The sequence below is a fragment of the Bradyrhizobium sp. MI1.10 genome, assembly GCF_055811035.1.
Window position 1 is genome coordinate 116,419 of the sequence record NZ_JBVVPN010000005.1, and the last position, 21,733, is coordinate 138,151.

The window sequence follows — 21,733 nt, forward strand, 5'->3', positions numbered from 1 at the left end:
TCCCGTTACCATGCCTGTGCGAGACGGCCAATGGCCGGCTTCGCCGCCTCGATCGCCGCGTCCTTCCAGCCGGTGCGTCCCACGCGCTGACCCTGCCGGCGCAGCTTGCGCATGTCGCTCAATCCCTCGATGTTGACGGCGGGTCCGGCCCCGATGGTTTCGACCGGTCGCGGCGTCAGCAGCGCATCGAGCCGCGCCTTGCCGGAGAGACCGAGCAGGTAGAACGTCCCCCCGTCCTTCTTCGCGAGCCAGGTCTCGATGTTCTCGTTGCCCTCGCCGTCGACGGAGATGTTGCGGATCATGCTGGCGCCGGTGAAGTCGTTGCAGCAGGTGTGGGTCGGCCCGTAATTGGTGACGGTCGCGGAGACGCCGCCGGTGTAGAACACCACATAGGTGTTGCTGACATTGGCGTTCCCAACCTGGCTCATCGTGAACACGCCACCCGGCTGGTAGAGCTGGAGCGACGGCCAGTTGGACGGCGCCGGCGTACGGTTGTTGAGCAGCACCTGCTGGGTTGCTGTCGTCAGCATGAGCTGACCCGGGACATAGCCGTTCAGGATCGCCACGGCGTGGGCGTCGGTCCAGAAGTTCGCATCCACCACCCTGAACTGGTTGATGATGATGCCGTCCGGATCGATCGAGACGTTGGCCGAGGTCGCGGTGCCGCCGTTGTAGCCGGTCACGTTCATGATCAGCGGGACCTGCGGCGTCGAGCGGATCTGCTCGCCATTGACCTTGATCGTATCCGCCGCAAGGTCGAGCTCCCTCACCACGCTGACGAAGCCGATCGTCAGGTCACCCGGCGAGGACAGCTTGACCGTGTTGCCCCTGATCCGGTCGAGCGAGACCGAGCCCGCTGAAGCGAAGTGCGTGTCGCCGTTGCCGAAGATCGATCCGCCCCGGATCGAACCGGCATCGGAGCGCAGGTCGATATCGCCGGCATCATCCGGGATACCCGCCGTGGTGAGCTGGTTGAAGACGATGTCGTTGACGGCATGCAGGGTCTGTGTGCCGCCGCTGATCGCGGTGCCGAGAGTGATCCCCCCGACAGTCGCGGTGACGTCGAGCGTGCCGCCGGCCGTGAGATTATCCCAACGAACGACAGTGCCGCTCAAGACAGCGCTGCCGGTCGTGGCCGTGAGGTTATGACCGGTGTTGGTGCCCGCCGCGATCAGCCTGGCCGAGCCGTTGGCGGAGACCGAGCCGAGCGTCGTCACACCGCCCGACATCACCGTCTGCGCCAGGATGAAGCCGTTGTCCGCATTGACGTTGATGCTGCCGGCGTCGCCGTTGATACCGGTGGACGTGAGCGCGTTGAAGCTGACGTTGTCGTGGGCGCGGATGGTCTGTGTGCCGCCGCTCTGCGCGGTCTTGAAGCCGATGCTGCCCTGGCCCGCGGTCGCGTCGAGCGTCGTGCCGACGTTGAGAACGTTCCAGTTGATCGCGCCGCCGGCGGTCAGCAGGCCCGCTCCGGTGGTGGCGGCGAGCGTGTTGCCGGTGATGGTCGAGGTTGCGACCAGCGTCGCCCCGCCATGGGCGGAGACCGAGCCGAGCGTCGTCACGCCGCCCGACATCACCGTCTGCGCCAGGATGAAGCCGTTGTCTGCATTGACGTTGATGCTGCCGGCATCGCCGCTGTAGCCGGTGGACGTGAGCGCGTCGAAGCTGACGTTGTCGTGGGCGTGGATGGTCTGTGTGCCGCCGCTCTGCGCGATCTTGAAGCCTATGCTGCCTTGGCCCGCGGTCGCGTTGAGCGTCGTGCCGACGTTGAGGACGTTCCAGTTGATCGGCCCGCCGGCGCTCAACAGGCCCGCTCCGGTGCTGGCGGCGAGCGTGTTGCCGGTGATGGTCGAGGCTGCAACCAGTGTCGCCCCGCCATGGGCCGAAACCGAGCCGAGCGTCGTCACGCCGCCCGACATCACCGTCTGCGCCAGGATGAAGCCGTTGTCGGCCGTGACGTTGATGTTACCGACATCACCGCTGTAGCCGGCCGTAACCAGCGACTTGAACGTCACGTTCTGGCTGGCGTGGACCGTTTGCGAGCCGCTGCTGTCGGCCGTGCCGATGACAATGCTGCCATTGTTCGCGACGGCGCTGAAGCTGCCGCTCGCACCCGTGGCCGTGCCCGCCAGTACTTGGTCGAGCGTCAAGCCGCCTGAACCAACCAGATCCACGCCACCCTTCACTGCGGACAACAGGCTTGCCTCGGTGTCGGTGAGAGCCTTCAGGTAGATGCCACCGGCGCTCGTGCTCGCCGAAAGCCGAGCCGCGCTGAGGATGAGGCGGGCCGCCGCACTGCCGATGCCGTTCGATGCGTCTAGCGAGACTTCTGCCCCTGAGCCGGACGCGACGATCTTCGTTTGACCGTCGCCGTTGTCGATGATCGCTCCGGGCGAAGCGACGCCGCCGGCGGTAACGACGATCGACGGCGCGTTCGAGGCCGCCGCATAGGACAGCGACGAGTTGAGCTGGCCGATCGTCGCGTTGCCCGTGGTGATCACTGAGATCACGCCGGCCGCGTTGATGGCCGAATAGGCGCCCATCGACAGTGAGGCGGAAGCCAGCGTCACCCCGCCCGAGGAGCTGCTGGCCACCACCGGCGCCGCGCTGGTGCCATCGGCGAAAGTCACAGCGGCGTTTGCGAGCAGCTGCATCAGGCCAACGCTGGTGACATCGGCATTGATGCTGATCGCGCCGTGCGGCACGTTCAGCGTCAGTGTCCCGCCCGCAGTCAGCGCGCCGTAGGTGCCGGTCGCACCCACCGCGAGATCGTGCGCCACGACCAGGATGCTGAGGTCGCCGACCGCGGAGCCTGTGAGCGCGCCGGAGAGCTGCACCTGAAGCGGCTGGAACGTCGCGCCGTTGAAGCTGATATCGCCGCCGGCGCGCAGATCGAGATCCGTGCCGACGATATGCACCGCCGTGCGATCGGCGAAGTTGGTTCCAGCCTCGGCATAGATGCTGCCTGTCGCGGCCAACTGGATGGCGCCGGTCGCTGAGACGTTGCCGAGGACCAGGTCGCCGGTGGTCTGCTTCACATAGACGCCCAGTCCGGACGACACCTGATCAAGATGATCGCTGGTCGGGCTCGCGAAGGCGATCTGGATCGCGTTCGCGTTGGCCGCCGGGTCGGCTCCGGCCGCGCCAGCGCTGCCGATGTTGCCGTGCTCGGCGATCAGGGAGAGGTTGGGAATGTCGCCGGAGATCACAGGAACCCCGCTCACGCCCGCGGAGATGCTGCCCACCGCATCGAGCTTGACGTCACCCCTGCCGGTCACCTGGATGCCGCCGGCCTGCGCGGCAGCGATCGGACCGTAACTCGCGGCCGCAATGCCGCCGAGCACGAGGCTGTTCTTGCTGCCGAGATAGACCTCCGACAGCGCCTTGGCGGTGACCGCGGTTGGATTGTCCAGAATGACGAGGCTCTGTTGCGACAGCGTGACGTTGTAGGTCACGACGCCGGTCGTCGGGTCGGTCGAGGAGTTGACGACGAGCTGTCCGGGACCGGCCGAGGCGAGCAGTCCCTTCTGGGCGGACGTCAGCGACGAGGCATTGACACTCGTGAACGTGAACGTCTGAGGCGCCGCGAGCTGGCCGACCGAACCGTTCGGTGTGTACAGCATGACCTGGCTGGCCTTGATGTTGGCCGCGACATCCTCGCTGATCGGCGGTGGCGGTGCACCGACCGCTGAGGAAGAGACGGTGTAGGCCAGCTGGCTCTGAGTCCATTGCGAGCCCGCTGTGATCATCCCGTAGAGCTTTTCGGTCGGAGCGAGCGTATAGGCATAGTTCGAGCTGTAGGTCGCAAGCGCCGTCTGCAGGGCCGTGTTGGTCGGCATAAGCTGATGGCCAGTTGCCACGCCGTCGAACAATCTGGTGAACAGGTTCGACGAGAGCGTGCTGCCGAACAGCGTCGCCAGCGGGTCAGAGGGCGCGGTGCCGAGCAATGTGGTCAGCGAGGCCTTGACCTGAACCGTGTCGATCATGCCGAGCAGGAACTGGTCCTTCAGCAAGCGCGTCGTGGCCTCATTCTGCATGTCCGTCGTCGAGACCGCGGAAGGATCGATGCCGAGCTTGGCGGCTACCTGCGCCCGCAGCACGGTCAGGCCCACCGAGGTCGGGCTATAGGTGTTGCCGTTCGCGAAGGCGACGTTCTTGAGCTGGAAGTAGTCGTTGTAGGCCGCCGTGACCATGGTCTGGTAACTGTTGACGGCTGCGGTCGCGCCGTTGCCGCTGAGGAGGTCCAGGCTGGTCCAGACATCCGCCAGATGCGCGCTCTGCTCGGCCGTGAGGCCGCCGGACGACAGGCCGTTCAATATCCTGGCTTGCGCCCCATCGGAGGCCGCGGCCTCGAGGAACACCGGGCCGCTCTTCGACTCGACCGTGCCGAGCCGCAGATCGCCCTTGGACTGCACGATGTAGGTTCCGGTCGTCGAATAGCTGTTGAGCATGCCGCCATCGACGCTGCCGTCGACCAGCGTCGTGCCGGTCGCCTGGATCACGAGCGGATTGATGTTGGTGAGGACGGTCGCGCCGTTGCTGACGCCGGTCACCGCGCCAATCGCACCGCCGGTGGACCTGATCTCGATGTTCTTGCCGACGACGACAGGGTTGGCGACGCTGTAGGCGGACGCCGAGTTGATGTCGCCGGTCGCCGAGATGAAGACGCTGCCCTGCGGCGCGTCGCCGGCCACGGTCGAGTTCACCTTGACCTGGTTGATCGACAGCGAGCCCACGGCCGCGATCGCAATATCGTGGTCGATCGAATTGGCGGTGAGGCTGCCGCCATAGACCTGCACGGAGACCGGCGCCCCGCCGGCACCGATGCTCCCGATGCCGCCCGCCGCCGACAGCGACACACTGGTGCCCGATATCACCGGGTTGTTGGCGTTCACGCCGACCGTGATGGCCGAACTGGCGCCCGTGGCCACGACCGAGGTCGCACCCTGAAGGTTGTTGATGGGGCCGTTGATGACGATGCCGGAGTTCGACGTGACCGCGACCGTGCTGGCGCCGCCGCCGTTGAACTGGATGTTGATGGGGTTCGATGCCTTGACGGTGTTGGTCAGCGTCAGCGTCAGGTGATCGAAGATCTCCTGGAACCAATCGTACTGTCCATCCGCGCCGCAGCACTTGTCGGAATGGGTGTTGCCGCCGCCGCCGTGAGCCGAACCGGTCGCGGTGACGACCTCCTGGTAATTCGTGCTCTGCAATTGTCCCGTGGTGGCGCCGTTGGCGACCTGCTGCACGTCCGAGACCAGGCTGGTGGTGCGGACGAAGGAGCTACCGCTGTTGGGATCCCGCGAGGTGTATTGCCAGCCATAGTCGAACTGCGTGCTCGTCGTCGAACGATCCAGCCGCGCGGTGTCGACCCACTGGTAGTACATGTTGGCTTGCGGCGCGTATTGCAGGCCGGCCGTGCCGCTTGTCGCGGCAAGCATCGAGCCGTCGTACTGGCTCGCATTGACGCTGTTGGTTCGATACGTCGACACCTGCTGGCCGCCCGGGGCGGCAGGATTGTAGACGTACCACGTCGTCTGCGCCTTGAGCTGATCGACGATCTCGATCACGCTGGCTGCGCTGACGCCGGTATTGATCGTGTTGGTGACGAGTTGAAGGCCGGTGGTGTTGTTCACCGTGATCGTGCCGGCGCCCCCGTTGACGATGATGTTGCCCTGCGGCGTGCCGTCGGTCGAGGTCGAGATGATCTTGCCGTTCAGGTAGACGTAGCCGCCGGACCCCTGCACCACGCCATTCAGGAGGATCTGGTCGGTGGCGGCATTGTACCTCGCGCCGACCTGGACGTCGCTGCCACTTACCTTCGACAGATATTGCGTCAAATCCACATAGCTGCCGTGCTGCGCGTTGGTCTGGGCCTGGGCAAAGGCCGAGCTGTCGGCCTTCAGAGCGTTGATGGCGTTCAGCGCGCCGGTGCCGATATTGACCGAATAGTTGCTGCTCGAGCCGCTTTGGATGGTGCCGTTGATGTTGAGAACCGATGCCGACAGGATGATCGCCTTGCCGATGATGAAGGGCGCATTCGCCGGCGGGTTGGTCGCCGTGTTCGCCGTCTTCGGCGTGATCACATCGGGCTGGATGTTGATAACCTGGAAGTAGGCGGAGCAATGCGAGCAGTTGAACGGGCTGGAGCCGCTATAGACGCCCTGGCCATCATAGGTGCTTGCCTCCCATGGGGCGGTGCTGATGGTCTGCCTGGTCGGCCCCTCGATCGTCGCGAGCGTTGACGCGTCGGGAGTGCTGCCGGCGTGTTCGTTGCCGTTGCCCGGCGCACCCGAACCCATCGGCAGGAAGATCGCCGAATAGAGCGAAAGGCCGTCGTAATAGAGATCCAGCAGCCGCGCCGTAAAGACAGTGCTGTTGCTCGCCGTACCGGCGACGCCCGCGCTGCCGGAGGCGCAGCAATAATAGGAATACGGGTGATTGCCGCCGGAAGCGATATGCACGCCGCTGTCGTAGGCGCCATAGGCACCGAGATAGGTCGCCGCCGCCATCACCGCCGTCAGCGTGTCGTTGTCAGCCGGCTTGTACTCGGTATTGGCCCATTGCGAGGCCACGTCGTGGTTGGAGCTGAAGATGCTGCCGACGCCGCCATTGAAGGTGAAGGAGCCGTTCGGCACCACCATCTGGATTGTCGCAGCATCGAACGTCTGCGATGCGACGACGTTGCCGAGATTGTTGGTGATCTTGAGCAGGCCGTTCTCGTTGGTGACGACGCCGTCGAAGTAGATGTCGGGCGTGCGCGTCAGGGTGTTGCCGTTCTGGTCGACACCGAGACCCGTGTTGGGATCCTTGCGGTTATAGACCGCCGAGATGTCGATGATCGGCGTCGCGCTGTTGTTCGACGTGAAAGTCACGTTCGACGACGACCCCGGGTCGACCTGCGGGTGCGTGACCAGCCCCCCCGTCACGTTGGTGATCGTGAGGTTCGACAGCGCGACGAAATCGAGGCCCTGGTTTTCAATCTTGATCATGGGCGAAGAGCGCGCGATCACCGATGGTGCGGCAAGACCTGCGCCACCTGCCCCGGACAGCCTCTGCGCCAGGATCGAAACGTTGCCGGCCGACACCATAATATCGCCGAACGCGAAGGCGTTGCCGGATGCATTGGCAGCGAACGGCGCCTGCTGGATCAGGGTATTGATCTGGCGCTGGATCTCGCCGGTCGGATCGGTGCCGCCAAAATTGATCGAGGGCTGCGTGGCGGAAAGCGCCGTCTGGACCTGCGTCGACGTCAGGCCACTCAGAGATGCGAGTTGAGCGACGATCGTTTGGTAAGGATTGAAGCCGCCCACGATGGTGTACTGGATCGTCTGGTGGTTCCAGCTCATCACCCGATTGAAATGATCGACGTCGGAGACGTATTCGAGCGAGAGCGGATCGTAGGGGCTCGTCGTAGACAGGGTCGGCGTGCTCGCGCCAAGCGCGATCGTGATCGTTTCGTCATTGTGGATGCCGGCCACCACGAGGCCGTTGAGCGCGACATTGCCGGTCCCGCCGCTGTTGTCGTTGCTGTGGTTGTCGCTGTTCTTGGCGCTGAAGATCTCCAGGTAGGGATTGTAGTTGCTACCGAGGCCGGAGGCCGTGACCTGGCCCGGCGTCGCGGTGAGCGAGATGTCGTTGGCGCCGAGCACCTTCGAGCCGATGGCAAGCGTCAGGCTGGTGTCGTCGTCGGCGTTGGCGGTGCCGCGATAGAGGCCCGAGATGGCAACGACCGTGTTGTTGTAGACCACCGTCGTCGCGTTCGCGGCCACGCTGCTGTAGACGCTGCCGTCGCCGGCCAGGCCTGCGGCGATGTTGATCTTGCCCCAGGCCTCCACTGTCGAGCTGCTGCCGACATTGACGTTCTGCGTTGCATGCACCCATGCGTTCGTGCTGGCACCGACTCCGCCGACCGCACCATAGAGGCTGGCGTTGGCGTAATTGTTTGCCGCCATCCGCGACGCCGAGCCGACATAGATGTTGCCGGCGCTGAACAGCTCTCTGGCCTGGATGTTGACCGTGAGCGTGGCGTTTGCCGTCATGTCGGATTCGGCGCCGCCGCCGGCGAACAGGCCCGCGGCGCTCAAATTGACCGTGTCGGTCGTGCTCAGCGTGTTGTAGGCCTCGATGTTGATTGCGCCCGTCGTCGTTCTCGGATCGGCATTAAGGCTCAGGATCGTACCGGCGTCGATGTTGGTCGTGACGGTCTGCGTGACCCTGGACTTGCTGAGCGCCGCCGCGCCGGCAAACACGCCGCCGGAACCAGACCGCGCCCCGCCACCAGCCTGGTTGACCACGTCGTTGGCGATCACAACCATATCGCCGCCGGCCGAGTTGACGATCAGATGCGTGCCGATTTCAGCGGTGGTCGCCGACGTGACATCGTTCTGCGCGCTGCCACCGGAGGCGCCCGCCGTAGAGGCCTGATAGGCATCACCGCTGCCGGCATAATTCGTCGTATGTTTGGCCTTGATGTTGAGGCCGCCGAAATAAAGCGTGTTGTCCGTCGCCTCGCCATAGAGCATGGCGTCGGTGACCGCGGTGGTGGCCGTCGTCGCAACCGCTGCTGCGCCGGCATAGGTGCCGCCCGCACCGACGAGCGCGCTGGCGACGTTGGTATCCGTGCCCGTGGCGGTGATCTGGAGAACGCCCGTGTTGGACGCGGCGGTGACCGCGCCGGCCCCGAGATAGGCGTAGGTGTGGGCGCTCGAGGAGACCTGTGCGACGGTCGCGCCAATGGCGAGGAACCCGGTCGAGAGGCCAGTCGACTCGGCGTACTGGCTGCTGTCGTTCTCTGCGGCAATGACCACGTCGGCATTGGGAAGATGGATCCCGATGCCGCCATACGCACTCACCGTCGCGTTCTCGGACGCCCTGGCATAGCTGCCTTGGGCACCGATCAACGAGCCGCCGCCGCCCGCGAGCGACCAGGCGTAAGTCGTCGTGCCGCCGGTCGGCACCAGCGCCATGGCGGTCACACCGAGCGCACCGCCCGAGAAGGTGGTGTTGTCGCCGACATCGGCCGTGACGGTGGCCGTCACCATCGATTCCGCGACGGACACGCCGATGGCGCCGCCGCCGACCGCGACACCGATCGCCTTGCTCGAAAGCTTGGGCGTGATCGATGCCGACACCAGCGTGCCGGCGCCCGTCGCCGACGTGGTGATCGATGAGCTGGAACCGATCTCTGCCAGGACCGTCGAATTTTCCTTCGCTGTCGCAACTGCGCCGTCACCGGCGACGATACCGCCGGCGACCGCAGTCGCGGAAGCGGACATTGCGCCGGCCTCGGCGGCGCCAACCGCAAGGGTCGAGCTGTTCACCGTCGCGTTCGACAGCACCTTTGCCGCGACTGAACTGGACCGTCCCGTGGTCGCGATCGACACCCCGATGGCTGCAAGGCCGCCGGTGCCGCCGCCCGCGGTCACGCTCTGAGTCGAGCTGTCCATCGCCATCACGGCGACGCCAGTGGCGCCGGTGCCGCCCGTTCCGGTCACGGAGCCGCCGAGTTGGGCCGTGACGGTATTGGCGACGTTGCCGACCGCCACGGCCGCATCCGCGCCGAAATAGAGCGCTGCACCGCCGGCGATCGCCTCGCTGTCGACGGTCTTGCCCGAATAAGGTCCGGTATCGGCGTCCTTGACCCGCGCCGCAACCGTGACGGACGGCGCGGAGACGATCGCGCTCAGATTGGCGAGGACGCTGCTGTCGACGCTGGTGTAACCGATGCCGGCGCCGATGCCGACGTTCTTGGCAAAGCCCGCGCCGAGCAGGAACATCTTGGTCGCGTTGGCGCTGGTAGCGGCGACGTTGACCTGCGTGCCGGTCACATTGCCGCCCGCGATCTGGGCGGTGACGCCGTCATTGCCGCCGGTCAGGACGGTGCTGACGTCGTAGGTCGAGGTTGCGTTGGCGTTGCTCGGATTGCCCGAGGTGCCGCCCGCGACCGCGTCGCTGCCATGCGAGGAATTGGTGCCCGCGTTCACTGATGCGAGGGTGCCGTTGTTGCCCTGATTGAGCTGGCCGGTCTGCTCGCCCTGCGTATCCGGATCGGCGGTGTTGGTGCCGATGATGATGACGCCGACGGTCGCACCGATGCCGACGCTGCCGCCGATGCCGGCGGTGACCGCGTAGGACAGGACTTCCTTGGTGCTGAGCGCGCCGACGTTGATCGCGCCGGACGAATTGAGGTCGCTGTTGCGGCTTTCCGCAATGGTCTGGCTCTTGAAGACGATCACGTTCGCCGCCGCGCCCACGCCGACGCCGGACCCGCTGGCGGCAATCGAAAGCGCGCCGGCGATCTCCTTGATCGCCACGTCCTCGGTGGCGTTGATCGTGACCGCACCAGCCGAACCGCCAGTGGGGGACTGCAGCGTGGTGTCGTAGACGCCAGCGATGGTGGTGTTGTTGGCAATCTCGATGTTGGCCATGCCGGCGATTGCCGCCGTGCCGGTCGAGAGTGCCCCGCCAATCGAATAGGCCTGGAAGCGGTTCTTCGTCGTTGCCTCGACGTCGAGCGCGCCGCTCAGATTGACCGCAGTCGTGTGTGCCGCGCCGTTGCCCTGATAGTGGAACTCGTCGCCGACATAGGCTTCGGTCCGGTTCGCCGAGACCTGAACCAGGAACGCCGCCCCGATCGCGGCCTGGCTGCCATAGGCGCCCGAGCCGTTCGCCGACGCGATACCTGTGGCGTCGTAGGCGTTGACCGTGAGCGACGACGCCGTGAGGGAGCCGCCGTCGACATAGGCCTCGGTAGTTGCGACGAAGACGTTCAGCCCGACCGAGCCGGTGCCGAAACCGACCGCGATCGATGATGCGTCCTGCTCGGCATTGGCCTTCACGGTGACGGCGCCCACCGTTGCGCTCGCCGACTGCACGCCACCAACGGTCGCATTGGTGATATAGGCCTCGGTGTCGCGCGACATCGTCGTGCTGAGAATGGTCGCACCGCCGCCCCCGCTCCCGGTTGGCGGCACCACGCCGGCGCCGAACGCGCCCGAATAGGAGAAGCTGCTGGCGGCCACATCGATCTGCGGGTCCAGCGTCGAACTTGCCAGCCGCGTGTCGATCGCCGCGCCGTCGATATAGGCCCTGGTGGATCCGCTCATCACATTGGTGATCGGATTGATCATGATGGAGATGCCCGAGCCCGCGGACAGGGTGGCGACGTTGGTGACGACGGCCTGGTGCGAGCTGGCGACGACGGCGAGGCCGCGCACACTCTCCTGGGTCTCGCTCAGATCGGGCGTGGTGTCGGTGGGCGCGCTGAAGCCGCCGAGATCGATCGCGTGCGCGAGCGTGCCGCTGTTGACGGAAAGCACGTCGCTCGTGCTGGTTCCGCGCGCATCCACTTTGGTTGTCGTCCCGCTGATATAGGCCGCGGTGGTGCCGGTGATCTTGTTCGTGACCATCGAGCCCGCGCCGCCTGCCGCGCCCTTGCTGATGGACACGGCGCCGGCGAAAACGCCGGCTTTGTCATTATTGCCGGCAATCACGGCAACGTTGTTATTCGCTGCGACGTCGGCCCCGCCGGTGATGCTGGCGGTGACGTTGGTTCCCATCAGATTGGTGGCGACCGAACCGGCAAGGCCGATCTGCGAGGAAATCGCAATACCGACGGCAACCGTCGAGATATCGGCATTCGAGTTCGCGTTGACGACGACATTGCCGGAGGCGGTCAGCTTGGAGCCGGTGACGCCGGCACTGACATTGTTGGCGATGCTGCTGTAGACGAGGGCCAGGCCCGCTGCGCTGCCTTGCGTCGAGGCGCCAGCGACCGCGGCGGCGCCGGTGATGCTGGAATTGTCGGTCGCGGTGACGGAGATGTCGGAGGCCGTCACGGTCGATTGCGTCGTGTCGGACTGGTTGTTGCCGATTGCCGCCGAAACATTATTGGCGATCGAGCTGATTGTCATGCCGCCGACGCCGGCAAACTGACCGGTCGCCAGACCGAAGCCAATCGTGACCGACTGGATCTTCGTGGTGTCGACCGCATTCACACTGACGCTGCCGATCGTCGACATCCGGACGTTGGCGATATAGGCCGAATGCGTCGTCGCGATGGTATCGTACACCATGGAGGCGCCGACATTGTTCTTGCCGGCCTGGATAATGCCCGCAACGGAGATGATGCTGGCGCCCGGACCGTTCGCCGTGCCGTCGTTGAGCGCCGCCGCGCCAAAATCTATGCAATTCGCCGTGCCGTTGCCGGCGGCGGCCGTGCACGTGTCCGACGCGAGATGATTGTTGTTCGACTTCTTGACGAGATTCCCGAGCGCCGTATCGAGGTCCGACACAGCGCCGCTGTCCGCCAGCACCGTCACGCGCCCGACGTTGATGTTCACCGTCGAGTTGCTGCTGATATAGGCCGTGGTCGTGGACGTGATTTCGTCGACGACGATGGAACCCGACAGGCCGTTCGACCCTGCCCCGGCCGACGCGGCACCGGCCGCGATGATGCTGGCATTGTCGGCGAGCACCAGAAGCGAGTCGTAATTGCTGATCGACGTGGACTTGATGTGCGCGTCGGTCGCGTTGCCGCCGGAGGGATCGCCGATCGAAGCATACGTCATGGCGACGCCGAAGCCGCCCTGTCCGCCGGAAATATAGAGCGAACCGCCGCCGACCGCGATGTTGCTGGTCTGGTAAGCATCGACCTCGAGAGCCCGCAGGACGCCTGTGCTTCCGCCGGCGATCGTCGAATTTTCGATATAGGCCTGCGCACTGTCGGTGATGATGCCGACGGACAGCGCGATCGAGGCGGCGTTGGACCGCGTTGACGCGGCAAGGCCGATCGCCACGACCGTTTCCGATCCGCCGTTCAATGCCTGCACGGTCACGGACTGCTGGTTGTTGACCGTGGAGTTGGAGATGAAGGCTTTGGTCACATTGTTCGAGATCGCCGCAGCGATGGTGCCGTCGACGGCCACGCTCGTCGAGCCGGCGCTCCCTCCCAGATTGGCGGCGGCGCCGCCCGAGCCGTTGTTGAGGATGGTGTCGTTGAGCGCCTGGACTAACAAGGTGGCCGTTGGGCTCGGCGAGTAGCGGTTGATCGTGGCGCCGGTGATCGAGGCGGTCGTGCCAAGGCTCACATCGCTGATGGAAGAGCTGCCGGCAAGATCGATCGTGAAGCCGCTGCTGGAGGCGCCCGACGACGAGCCAACCTTGGCCAGCGCGGTTGAAATCCCGCCCGCTCCGCCGGTCGCGGCTGCGCCGACGGCACCGGCCTTGGTGCCGAAGTCCGAAACCGAAGGTTCCGAGATCGCCGCCGCAATCGACGCCGCGGTGATCCGGCCCGCGGTCGTCGCGGAAATCGCCAGATGGTCTGCCGTGACCGACCCGTTACCGCCGCCGTTCCCTGAGAACGGATCGTCCGAACTGAACGGGCCCGGGCGGATGTCGCTGTGATTGTCACCGACATAGGCGGCGGTGTCGGTGGTCGCGCCGAGATAGGCGACGGCGAGGCCGACGGCGGAGTTGCCGCCGGCTGACACCGCGCCGGCAACCGACAGCATCGACAGATCCTGCTGGGCGAGCACATTCACCGTCGGAGCCGACACCGTCGCGCCGATGCCTATCGAGGCATGCGTCGTGTTGTTCACGAGCGCGATGGACGTGATGCCGTTCAGCGCCAGGGCGCCGGCCGCCTTGCCGGATGTCGGCGCAACGCCGAAGAACTGGTCGGTGGTCGATGCCGTGATGGAGACGTTGTCGGTCGCGCCGAGCGAAGCGCCGGACGCCACGCCGGCGATGGTATTGTTCCAGAACTGGACCAGATTGAGCGCGCCGCCCAGCGACGAGCCACCCGAGGTGTTGCCGGGAAGGAAGCCGAGCGTGCCGACATTGCCCGCAGCGTCGATCGAGGCCGAATAGGCCGTCGCCGCGATGGCGAGCGTCGCGTCGAAGGCCTGCGTCGCCCCGCTGTCCAGCGCAGCCGTCCACGCGCCGCTGCCGCAACTCGCAACCGTGCAGGTCGACGTCAGGCTGGCACCGGTCGCGGCCCAGGCCGTGGTGTTGTTGTGAACCATGAAATTGTTCAACGACCCTGCGATGCCGACGGTGTCGCCGGCGTCCGCGGTCGAGTTGGCGTAGCTGGTCAAGATGCTGCCGCCGACGCCGAGATTGCCGTTGAGATGCCTCAGCACATCCGTCAGCGAGGCCCATTGCAACCAGGTGTTGGTGATCGGCATATAGGTGTTTGCCGAGACGCCGATCTCCGGCGCATTGATCAGGGTCGCGCCGCCGATATAGGCGTTCGAATTGTGCGTGAAATCGCCCCACGCGACCGCTGCGGCAACGGCCGTCGACTGACCATCGACCGGGCTCGAGCTGATCGCCGAGGCCGTCGCAATGCTGCGCACGCCCACGTCGATCACGTTGCTGATGACGGCGACGTTGCCCGACGTATAGATCGACGGCGCGCCGCCGCTCGGATTCTGCGCAATCGCCGCCGTCGCGCTCTCCGTGCTGCGCGCGATGGTCAAGGCCGCCGCCGCCTTCAGGTTCAGATCCGCGGTGAAAAGCGTGCTGAACTGCTGGGAGAACAGGTTGGGATTCATCGTGCCCACGACCAGGGCACCCTGGAGTCCGGCGATCAAAGCCGGCGTACCTGTGATGGTCGAGGACATCGTCGAATTCGACGTCGTGTTCGAGGTCGCCTCGACCGTCACCGAGCCGTTCATCCGGTTCGACGTGCTGGACCCCAGCGACGACCCGAGGGTCGCGGTCGCCGAGGTGTTGACGTTGCTGATCGCGACGGCACCGCCGACGCCGCCGTTCAGGGCCGGATTATCCAGCCCCACGGAGGTCGCGGACGTCGAGAAGCTGTTGTTATTCAGCGCGCGCAGCGCGAATCCACCGGTCGATCCGCTCGCGGTGCCGACGCTCAGGTGGGCGCCGGTCGCGACGTTTGCCGTGGTCGTCACCGACGCCGTCGAATAGGCCACCGTCGCCACGAGAACCGCGCTCGAGGTCAGCGATACGGCCGTGACGTTCATCGTGGCATCGTTGGTGGCCTTGATGCCGAGGCTACCACCTGCGCTGATCGTCGCATTGCTTGCTACGTTGGTGGTGACGTTGCCGGCGATGTTCCCGACCACGACCGCAGCGCCGACCGGCGATACGCCGAGGAGCGACGAGGCGATAACGGGATCCTCGGCCCTCTCCGACCCGTACGCGCTGATCGAGACGTTGCCGCTGCCGGAGATATTGGCATGGCCGTTGATGTTCACGGTCGCGGTTGCGCTCGCCGCGACATAGCCTCCGTTGAGGCCCAGGATCATGCCAGGGACCGACTCGCCGACAAGCGCGAAGGTCGAAGCGAGTGAGCTCGTGAAGCTCGCCACCGCCGTGGAGCTCGCGCTAATCGAGATCGCGCCGCCGGTGATCGTGCCGTCAACGGTGACGCCCGTGGTCGCATGGGCGTGGCCAGACATCAGGGTCTGGCTCGCCGTGGCTGCAAGCGTGACACTGCCGCTGGTGTAGGTCGTTCCACCAGTATTGATCGCCTGGGCGAGGATCTGCGCTCCGTTGACGATGCTGATGGTCGGCGCGTTGATTTCGACGTTGATGGCGTTGCCGACGGAATGAGTCTTGGTGGCGTCGAGGTTGCGGGCATCGATCACCGCATGCGCGGCCAGCGTGACCGAATTGTCGGCCTGAACCAGATAGGTGCCACCAGCGCTGAGCGCCGCGATGGCGTTGGCGACGGACGTGTTCCCGAGGGTTACGCCGACGTCGCCCTGGCTGGCGTCGCCGATCACCACATCGGTCGGGTCGATCAGCAGCGTCCCGGCCCGGCCGTTGGGGGCGGCGAGATTGATCGTAACGCCGCTGCCGACGTCGATGACGCCGTTTCCGCTCAGCTCGACCAGGCCCGCATTGCCGGTTTTCGAGCTGGCATTGATCTTCGCGCCGCTCTTCACGGTCACGTCGTTGCCGGCCTTGACAAGGACGCCGCCGGCATCCGCAGTCCTGCTCGCCGTGCTCAACCGCGCATTCTTGCCGAGTTCGGCTTGGTTGCCGGCCACGACGGTGATGTTGCTCGGCGTCGTGGTCTTGCTGCGCGCGGTCAGCCGTCCGTTCACGCTGGCGTTGTTGACGGCGCCGATGTGAATGGAGCCATTGCGCACGGAAATCGCGGCGGCGCTGCGCAGCCCCTTGGAATTGACCGAGGCTGCGAACTTCGCGGCGTGATCGAGATTGGCAATGTCGCGCTGGCTGGCACCACCGACAAGGACGTTCTGCCCGGTCAGGCGCACGCCGTCGATGGCATTGACCCGGCCGTAGATCCGGATGTTGCCGTCCGGCGAGACCGGGAACGACCCCGCCATCAGATTGGCGACGGCCGAACCGTTGATCTGCCCCTGCACGCCGATCAGACTGTCGGTGAACTCGCGCGTCGGCGTCGAGACGTTGAGGCTGCCGACATTGACCGTGCCGCTGCGGCCGACCACGAAGCCCTTGGGATCGGCGAAATAGACGTTACCGCCGATCGCGCCGTTCATGTAGGAGTTCAGCGTGCCGTTGACGTAGACCGGAGCGTCGCGAACGATGTTGACGAGATTTTGCGTACCGGTCGGCAGTTGCAGATTGACGGTGTTGCCCTTCCCGACACTGAACTGCGAGAACGAGTTGAAGGCACTGGTGCCGGAGACGGTCGACGTCGTGACGTTGGTGACGCTGCCGGACGTCTGAAGGCTGGTCCCGGTGCGGCCGTCCGGCGTGATCACGTTCGCCGGCTGCGCCTGCAGGCGAACGCTGAACACCGGCAGGAAGACCATCTGCATCGCGCAGAGCAGTGACATCGAACGGAAGCGCGCAAGCCCCCGCAGCGTCAGCTCGTCATTGTCTCGCCTTGCAGATGGTCGGCGCATTTCAGATCCTCTTCATCGGCACTGGGGCCGATCCACAACCGGGTGGGAGAATGTCGTGGCAGCGCGGCATCAGAACTGGCCGGGCGGCAGCTTGAAGATGTCGGGGCTCTTGGCGTCGGCCACGTAGAACAGCAGCAGGCTGGTCGGCGTCAGCACGCGCTGGTTGTTGTCCTTGTTCTCGAACGTGCCCTGGAGAAGCAGGATGACCGAGCGATCCTTGGCGTCACTGCCGCGGAACATCACGATGCCGCCGTTGACGGGCATGTTGACCGCGATGGAGTCGGGCTTGAAGCCCTCGCTGAGGAAATGGGCGCGCAGGATGTTGGCGTTGGAGAACAGCTTCTCCGGCGTGATCGTCGCGTCGGTGCCTTTCGACCAGACCGCGCCGACCTGGATCAGAGATTTGGACTTGTAGCCGAACACGTAGGAAAGCTCGGCGGTGCCGCCGTTCGGCAGCAGTTCGGGCGCCGAATAGAGCAGACTGTGCGTCAGCTCGGACGCATTGTCCTGCGCCCTGACGGCGTCGGGCTTTGCGCCGAAGTCCTTGGCTATCGCCGCGCGCACGTCGGCCTCGTTCATTCCGAACTTGGCGGAGCGGAAGCCGTCGATCGCCTTGGAATCGGTCGCCTTGGACTTGTCGTCCGGGGCCGCTGTCTCGGCCGCGGCTGCCGACGTCGCGCCGGCGGCGACCGGCGTACCGGCTGCTGCGGGAGCTGCACCGGCGGCTTTCGGTGCCGGCGCAGCTTTTTGCTTCGGTACGGCGCCCTGGGCCGCAAGGGGTCCCGCTGCAACGGTGGTGAGCAGGCCGACGAGGGCCGGAACGAGATAGATTTTGCGCATCGAAAACCTTCGAAAAAATATGAAACAACGCTTCAAAAATCGGCAGCTACGAAATCGGCCTCCCCGAACCGTCATCACGACCGAGACGGAAAATGTTGCAACGCCGCGGTGCGTTACAAGGTGTCACGGAGGAGGCAAGGTTCGAAACAGCGACTCTTTGGCGGCGTAGGAATACGGTATCGGGCCGCCAAACGCTGCGAATGAGCAGTCACAAACGCATTTTTTCATCAATTGTGGATGCCGGCCGTTCGCGCTAAGCATCGGGTTGGGGCAAGCCATCATGCAAAGACATCCATGACCGAACGGCCTTCCGCTCTCGCGGTCGATCGCCGCGGGTTCATTCGCCTTGCGGGCACAACCGCCGCGGGGTGGCTGGCGCTCGGCGCAGCATCTGATCGCGTGCGGGTCGTGGCATCGCTGACGGCGTTGCCGCTAGACGACGAACTGACCAGAAGGAGCATGATCGACAGCCCGACCTCCCGCTTGGGTGGCCTCATCGTGGGCTTGAGGCAGCGAGGCTGGGTCGAAGGGGTCAATTTCCGCCTTGAGCTCCGTTCGACCTTCGGCGCGCCGGATAGACTGAAAACCGCAGTTCAGGAATTGCTGGCGCTCAAGCCGGATGTGATCCTGACCGGCTCGACGGTCGAAACCGCGGCCGTCCTGGAAGCCACGAAAACCATCCCGATCGTGTTCGCGACCGCCAACGATCCCGTCGGCAACGGCTTCGTCGAAAGCCTCGCCCACCCCGGCGGCAACGTGACCGGCTTCACCAACAGCAGCGCCGAGATGGGTGGCAAATGGCTTCAGCTCATCCGGGAGGCCGTGCCGGATCTTGCGCGCGTCGGTATCCTGTACAACCCGGCGACCACGCCTCGCGGCGGCCGCTTCTTCCTCGATTCCATCGAGCAAGAGGCAGCACTGTCCGGCGTGTCCGTGGTCCCCGCCCCCGTCAGCGCGCCATCGGAGATCGACGAAGCCGTCAGGCCCTTTTCCGAAGCGCCCAAGGCGGCGATGATTGCGCTGGTCGACAGCTTCCTGGTGGTCCACCGGCAGGCTGCGGTGGCCGCGGCGGCCAAATATCGCGTGCCCACGATTTACCCGTTCTACTATTTCATGGATGCGGGCGGGCTGATGAGCTACGGGCCGACGCTCGAAGTGCGCTCGGCTGACTATGTCGATCTCATCCTGCGCGGCACCAAGGCCGGCGATCTGCCGGTGCAGTCGCCGCGGAAATACGAGCTCCTGATCAACCGCACGGTCGCCCGCACGCTGGATTTGACGATCCCATTCACGCTGCTCGCGCGCGCCGACGAGATCCGCGAGTGAACGAGACGATCGACCAGGGAGATCTGCGGCCACCTCCCGGCCGGCTGTTCCGCAAATATCTCTACTCGATCGTCGCACTCGCTTTTGCCGCGCTCGCCATCAACACCGGCTTCGACGTCTGGTTCTCCTATCGCGAGCAGAAGCAGCTCCTGGCGGCGACCCAGCGCGAGCAGGCGGCAAGCGCCGCCATCCAGATCGGCCAGTTCATCGGCCAGATCGAAAACCAGATCAGGTGGCTCTCGCGCCTGCCCCCCGAGTTGTCCACGAACGAGGACCAGCGCCTTAACGCCATCCGCCTCCTGCGCCTCTCGCCTGCGATCGCGGAAATCGCCGAGCTCGACGCCCAAGGCCGCGAGCAGGTGCGCGTGTCGCGCCGTGTCGCGGACAGGATCGGCAGCAAGGCCGACCTCTCCGCTTCGCAGGCCTTCCGCGGCGCCAATGAAAGCCGCGCCTATTACGGGCCGGTCTACTTCCTCGGCGACACCGAGCCGTTCATGACGCTCGCCACGCGCGGAACGGGCCTCACGCCGGATGTGATTGTCGCCGAGGTCAATCTTCGCTTCATCTGGGACCTCGTCGCCGGGATCAGAGTCGGCAACACCGGCAAGGCCTATGTGGTCGATCGGATGGGGTTGTTGATCGCGCATCCCGATTTGTGGCCGGCATTGCGTCGCAGCGATCTCTCCGGCCATGCCGACGTGCGCGCCGCGCTCGATGGCGTCGGGCCGCCCGCCGGCGGCCTGGTCAAGGAAGATCCGTCCGGTCAACGCGTGCTGTCGACCTACGCGACGGTCCCCTCGCTGGGCTGGCTGGTGTTCGTCGAGCTGCCGCTCACCGAAGCCTACGCGCCGATCTATGCGTCGATCGGACGCTCGACTTTTCTCCTGGTCATCCTGCTGGCATGTGCGGTGCTGGTCTCTCTGTTTCTAAGCCGGCGCATGACCGTGCCGATCCAGATCCTGACGCAAGGCGCGCGGCGGATCGGCAGTGGCGACCTCGGCCTGCGGCTCGCGATCAAGACTGGTGACGAGCTGGAGGCGCTGGGCGATCAGTTCAACCGGATGGCCGCTCACTTGCGCGAATCCTATGCGACGCTCGAGCGCAAGGTGATCGAGCGCACCTCCGAACTGGAAAAGACCCGCGACCAGGCCCTTGCCGAGCACGATGCCGCCGAGCGCGCGCGCAGCGCGGCGGTCGCGGCCAACGAGACCAAATCGCGCTTTCTCGCGGTCGTCAGCCACGAGCTGCGCACGCCGCTGAACGGCGTCATGGGCGTGCTGCAAACGCTCGACGACGGCAGCCTCGGCGAAGCGCAGCGGCGCCACCTCACGACCGCGGCCGCGTCGGGCGAAACGCTGATCGCGCTGGTCGACGGCATCCTCGAATATGCGCGCTTGGAGGCCAGCGCCGAGACTCTGGAGACCCGCGATTTCCGCCTCGACCAGCTCATCGAAACGGCCGCCGATCTGATGCGTCCGCAGGCCTTCGGCAAGGGCCTGACCTTCGATCTCGCCTGCGATGCGACGGTCAATACCTCCGTGCATGGCGATCCGGTGCGGCTCAATCGCATTCTGCTCAATCTGATCGGCAACGCGATCAAGTTCACCCCGCGCGGCGGCATCGGCTTGAGCGCAACGGCCGACGGACATGACGATCATGTCCTGCTGCGCATCACCGTTCGCGATACCGGCATTGGCATCGCGCCCGACATGCACGAGCGGATTTTCGAGGATTTCGTCCAGGCCGACGACAGCATCGCGCGGCGGTTCGGCGGTACCGGGCTCGGACTGGCGATCGCGCGGCGCCTCACCCGCCTGATGCGCGGCGAGTTGACGGTAGCGAGCACGCCGGGTGCGGGCAGCTCGTTCATGCTTGAGGTCCCGCTTGGCTTCGCCGCGAGCGGCATCGCGCAAGGCGCGGACCAGCCGCCATCGCGGCAGCTCCGCGTGCTACTGGTCGACGACGACCCCGTCAATTGCGAGGTCGGCGAAGCGATGTTGAAGAGGCTCGGCCACCACGCCACCATTGCCACGAACGGCGCGTCGGCCATCGCACTCGCCCGCGATCACGCGTTCGATATCATCCTGATGGATCTGCACATGCCCGACATGGACGGCGTCGAGGCGGCATCGCGAATCCGAAAGCTCGGTCTGCCGACCATGCCGCGCATCATCGCGGTAACCGCCGACATGTCGCGCCGCGCCCGCGAGCGGCTTGCAGACGCAGGCATTGCCAGAATCGTCAGCAAACCGATCCTGATCAATGCGCTGCGCGAGGCGATCGAGGACGATGCCCAGAACCAGCCAGCCGCGGCGCAACTCGCCGCAGGCGCATTGATCGACCGGCATTTCCTCGCCGACCAGAAGGAGCTGCTGGGCGCGGCACAGATCGCAAAACTCCATCATTTGTTGCGGGAGACCAGCGAGAAGTTGATCACGGACATTATCGAAGCCGCCGCGGCCGGCGATCGCAAGCAGCTCGCGCGGTCCACGCACCAGCTCGGCAGCGCCGCCGGCGCGCTCGGCCTGGTCCGCCTGTTCGAGCGCTGCAGCGAGGTCGAGCAAGCAGCAGCCTCGATGTCCTCGCCCGAATCCCAGAGCGCCGCACGCGAGCTCGCCGCGATTCGAAACGCTTCGATGAGTACGCTGGATGAATTGCTCTGGCCTGCCGAAGATCGTACGGTCAACTAGACG

The 21,733-nt window shown here is 65.5% G+C and carries 4 protein-coding genes; 2 read left to right on the forward strand and 2 right to left on the reverse strand.

Translation table 11 applies throughout. The features are described 5' to 3' along the window. Positions 1-5: 5 nt before the first annotated feature. A complete protein-coding gene (locus tag AC0L3K_RS07615) occupies positions 6-16,874 on the reverse strand; it encodes a leukotoxin LktA family filamentous adhesin (RefSeq protein WP_473365722.1) in 16,869 nt (5,622 codons plus the stop codon). Between the two features lie 69 nt (positions 16,875-16,943). Then, entirely contained in the window at positions 16,944-17,714 is a 771-nt protein-coding gene (locus AC0L3K_RS07620; RefSeq protein WP_473253398.1) for a hypothetical protein, read from the reverse strand. Between the two features lie 294 nt (positions 17,715-18,008). Between AC0L3K_RS07620 and AC0L3K_RS07625 the strand changes: the two genes are divergently transcribed. Continuing rightward, complete coding sequence (locus AC0L3K_RS07625) at positions 18,009-19,040, forward strand: ABC transporter substrate-binding protein (protein ID WP_354127529.1); 1,032 nt, start codon at positions 18,009-18,011, stop codon at positions 19,038-19,040. Continuing rightward, positions 19,037-21,730, forward strand: coding sequence for a hybrid sensor histidine kinase/response regulator (locus tag AC0L3K_RS07630; RefSeq protein WP_473365723.1), 2,694 nt, complete (start codon positions 19,037-19,039; stop codon positions 21,728-21,730). Before AC0L3K_RS07625 ends, AC0L3K_RS07630 begins: the two co-directional genes overlap by 4 nt. The last annotated feature ends 3 nt before the right edge of the window (positions 21,731-21,733 follow it).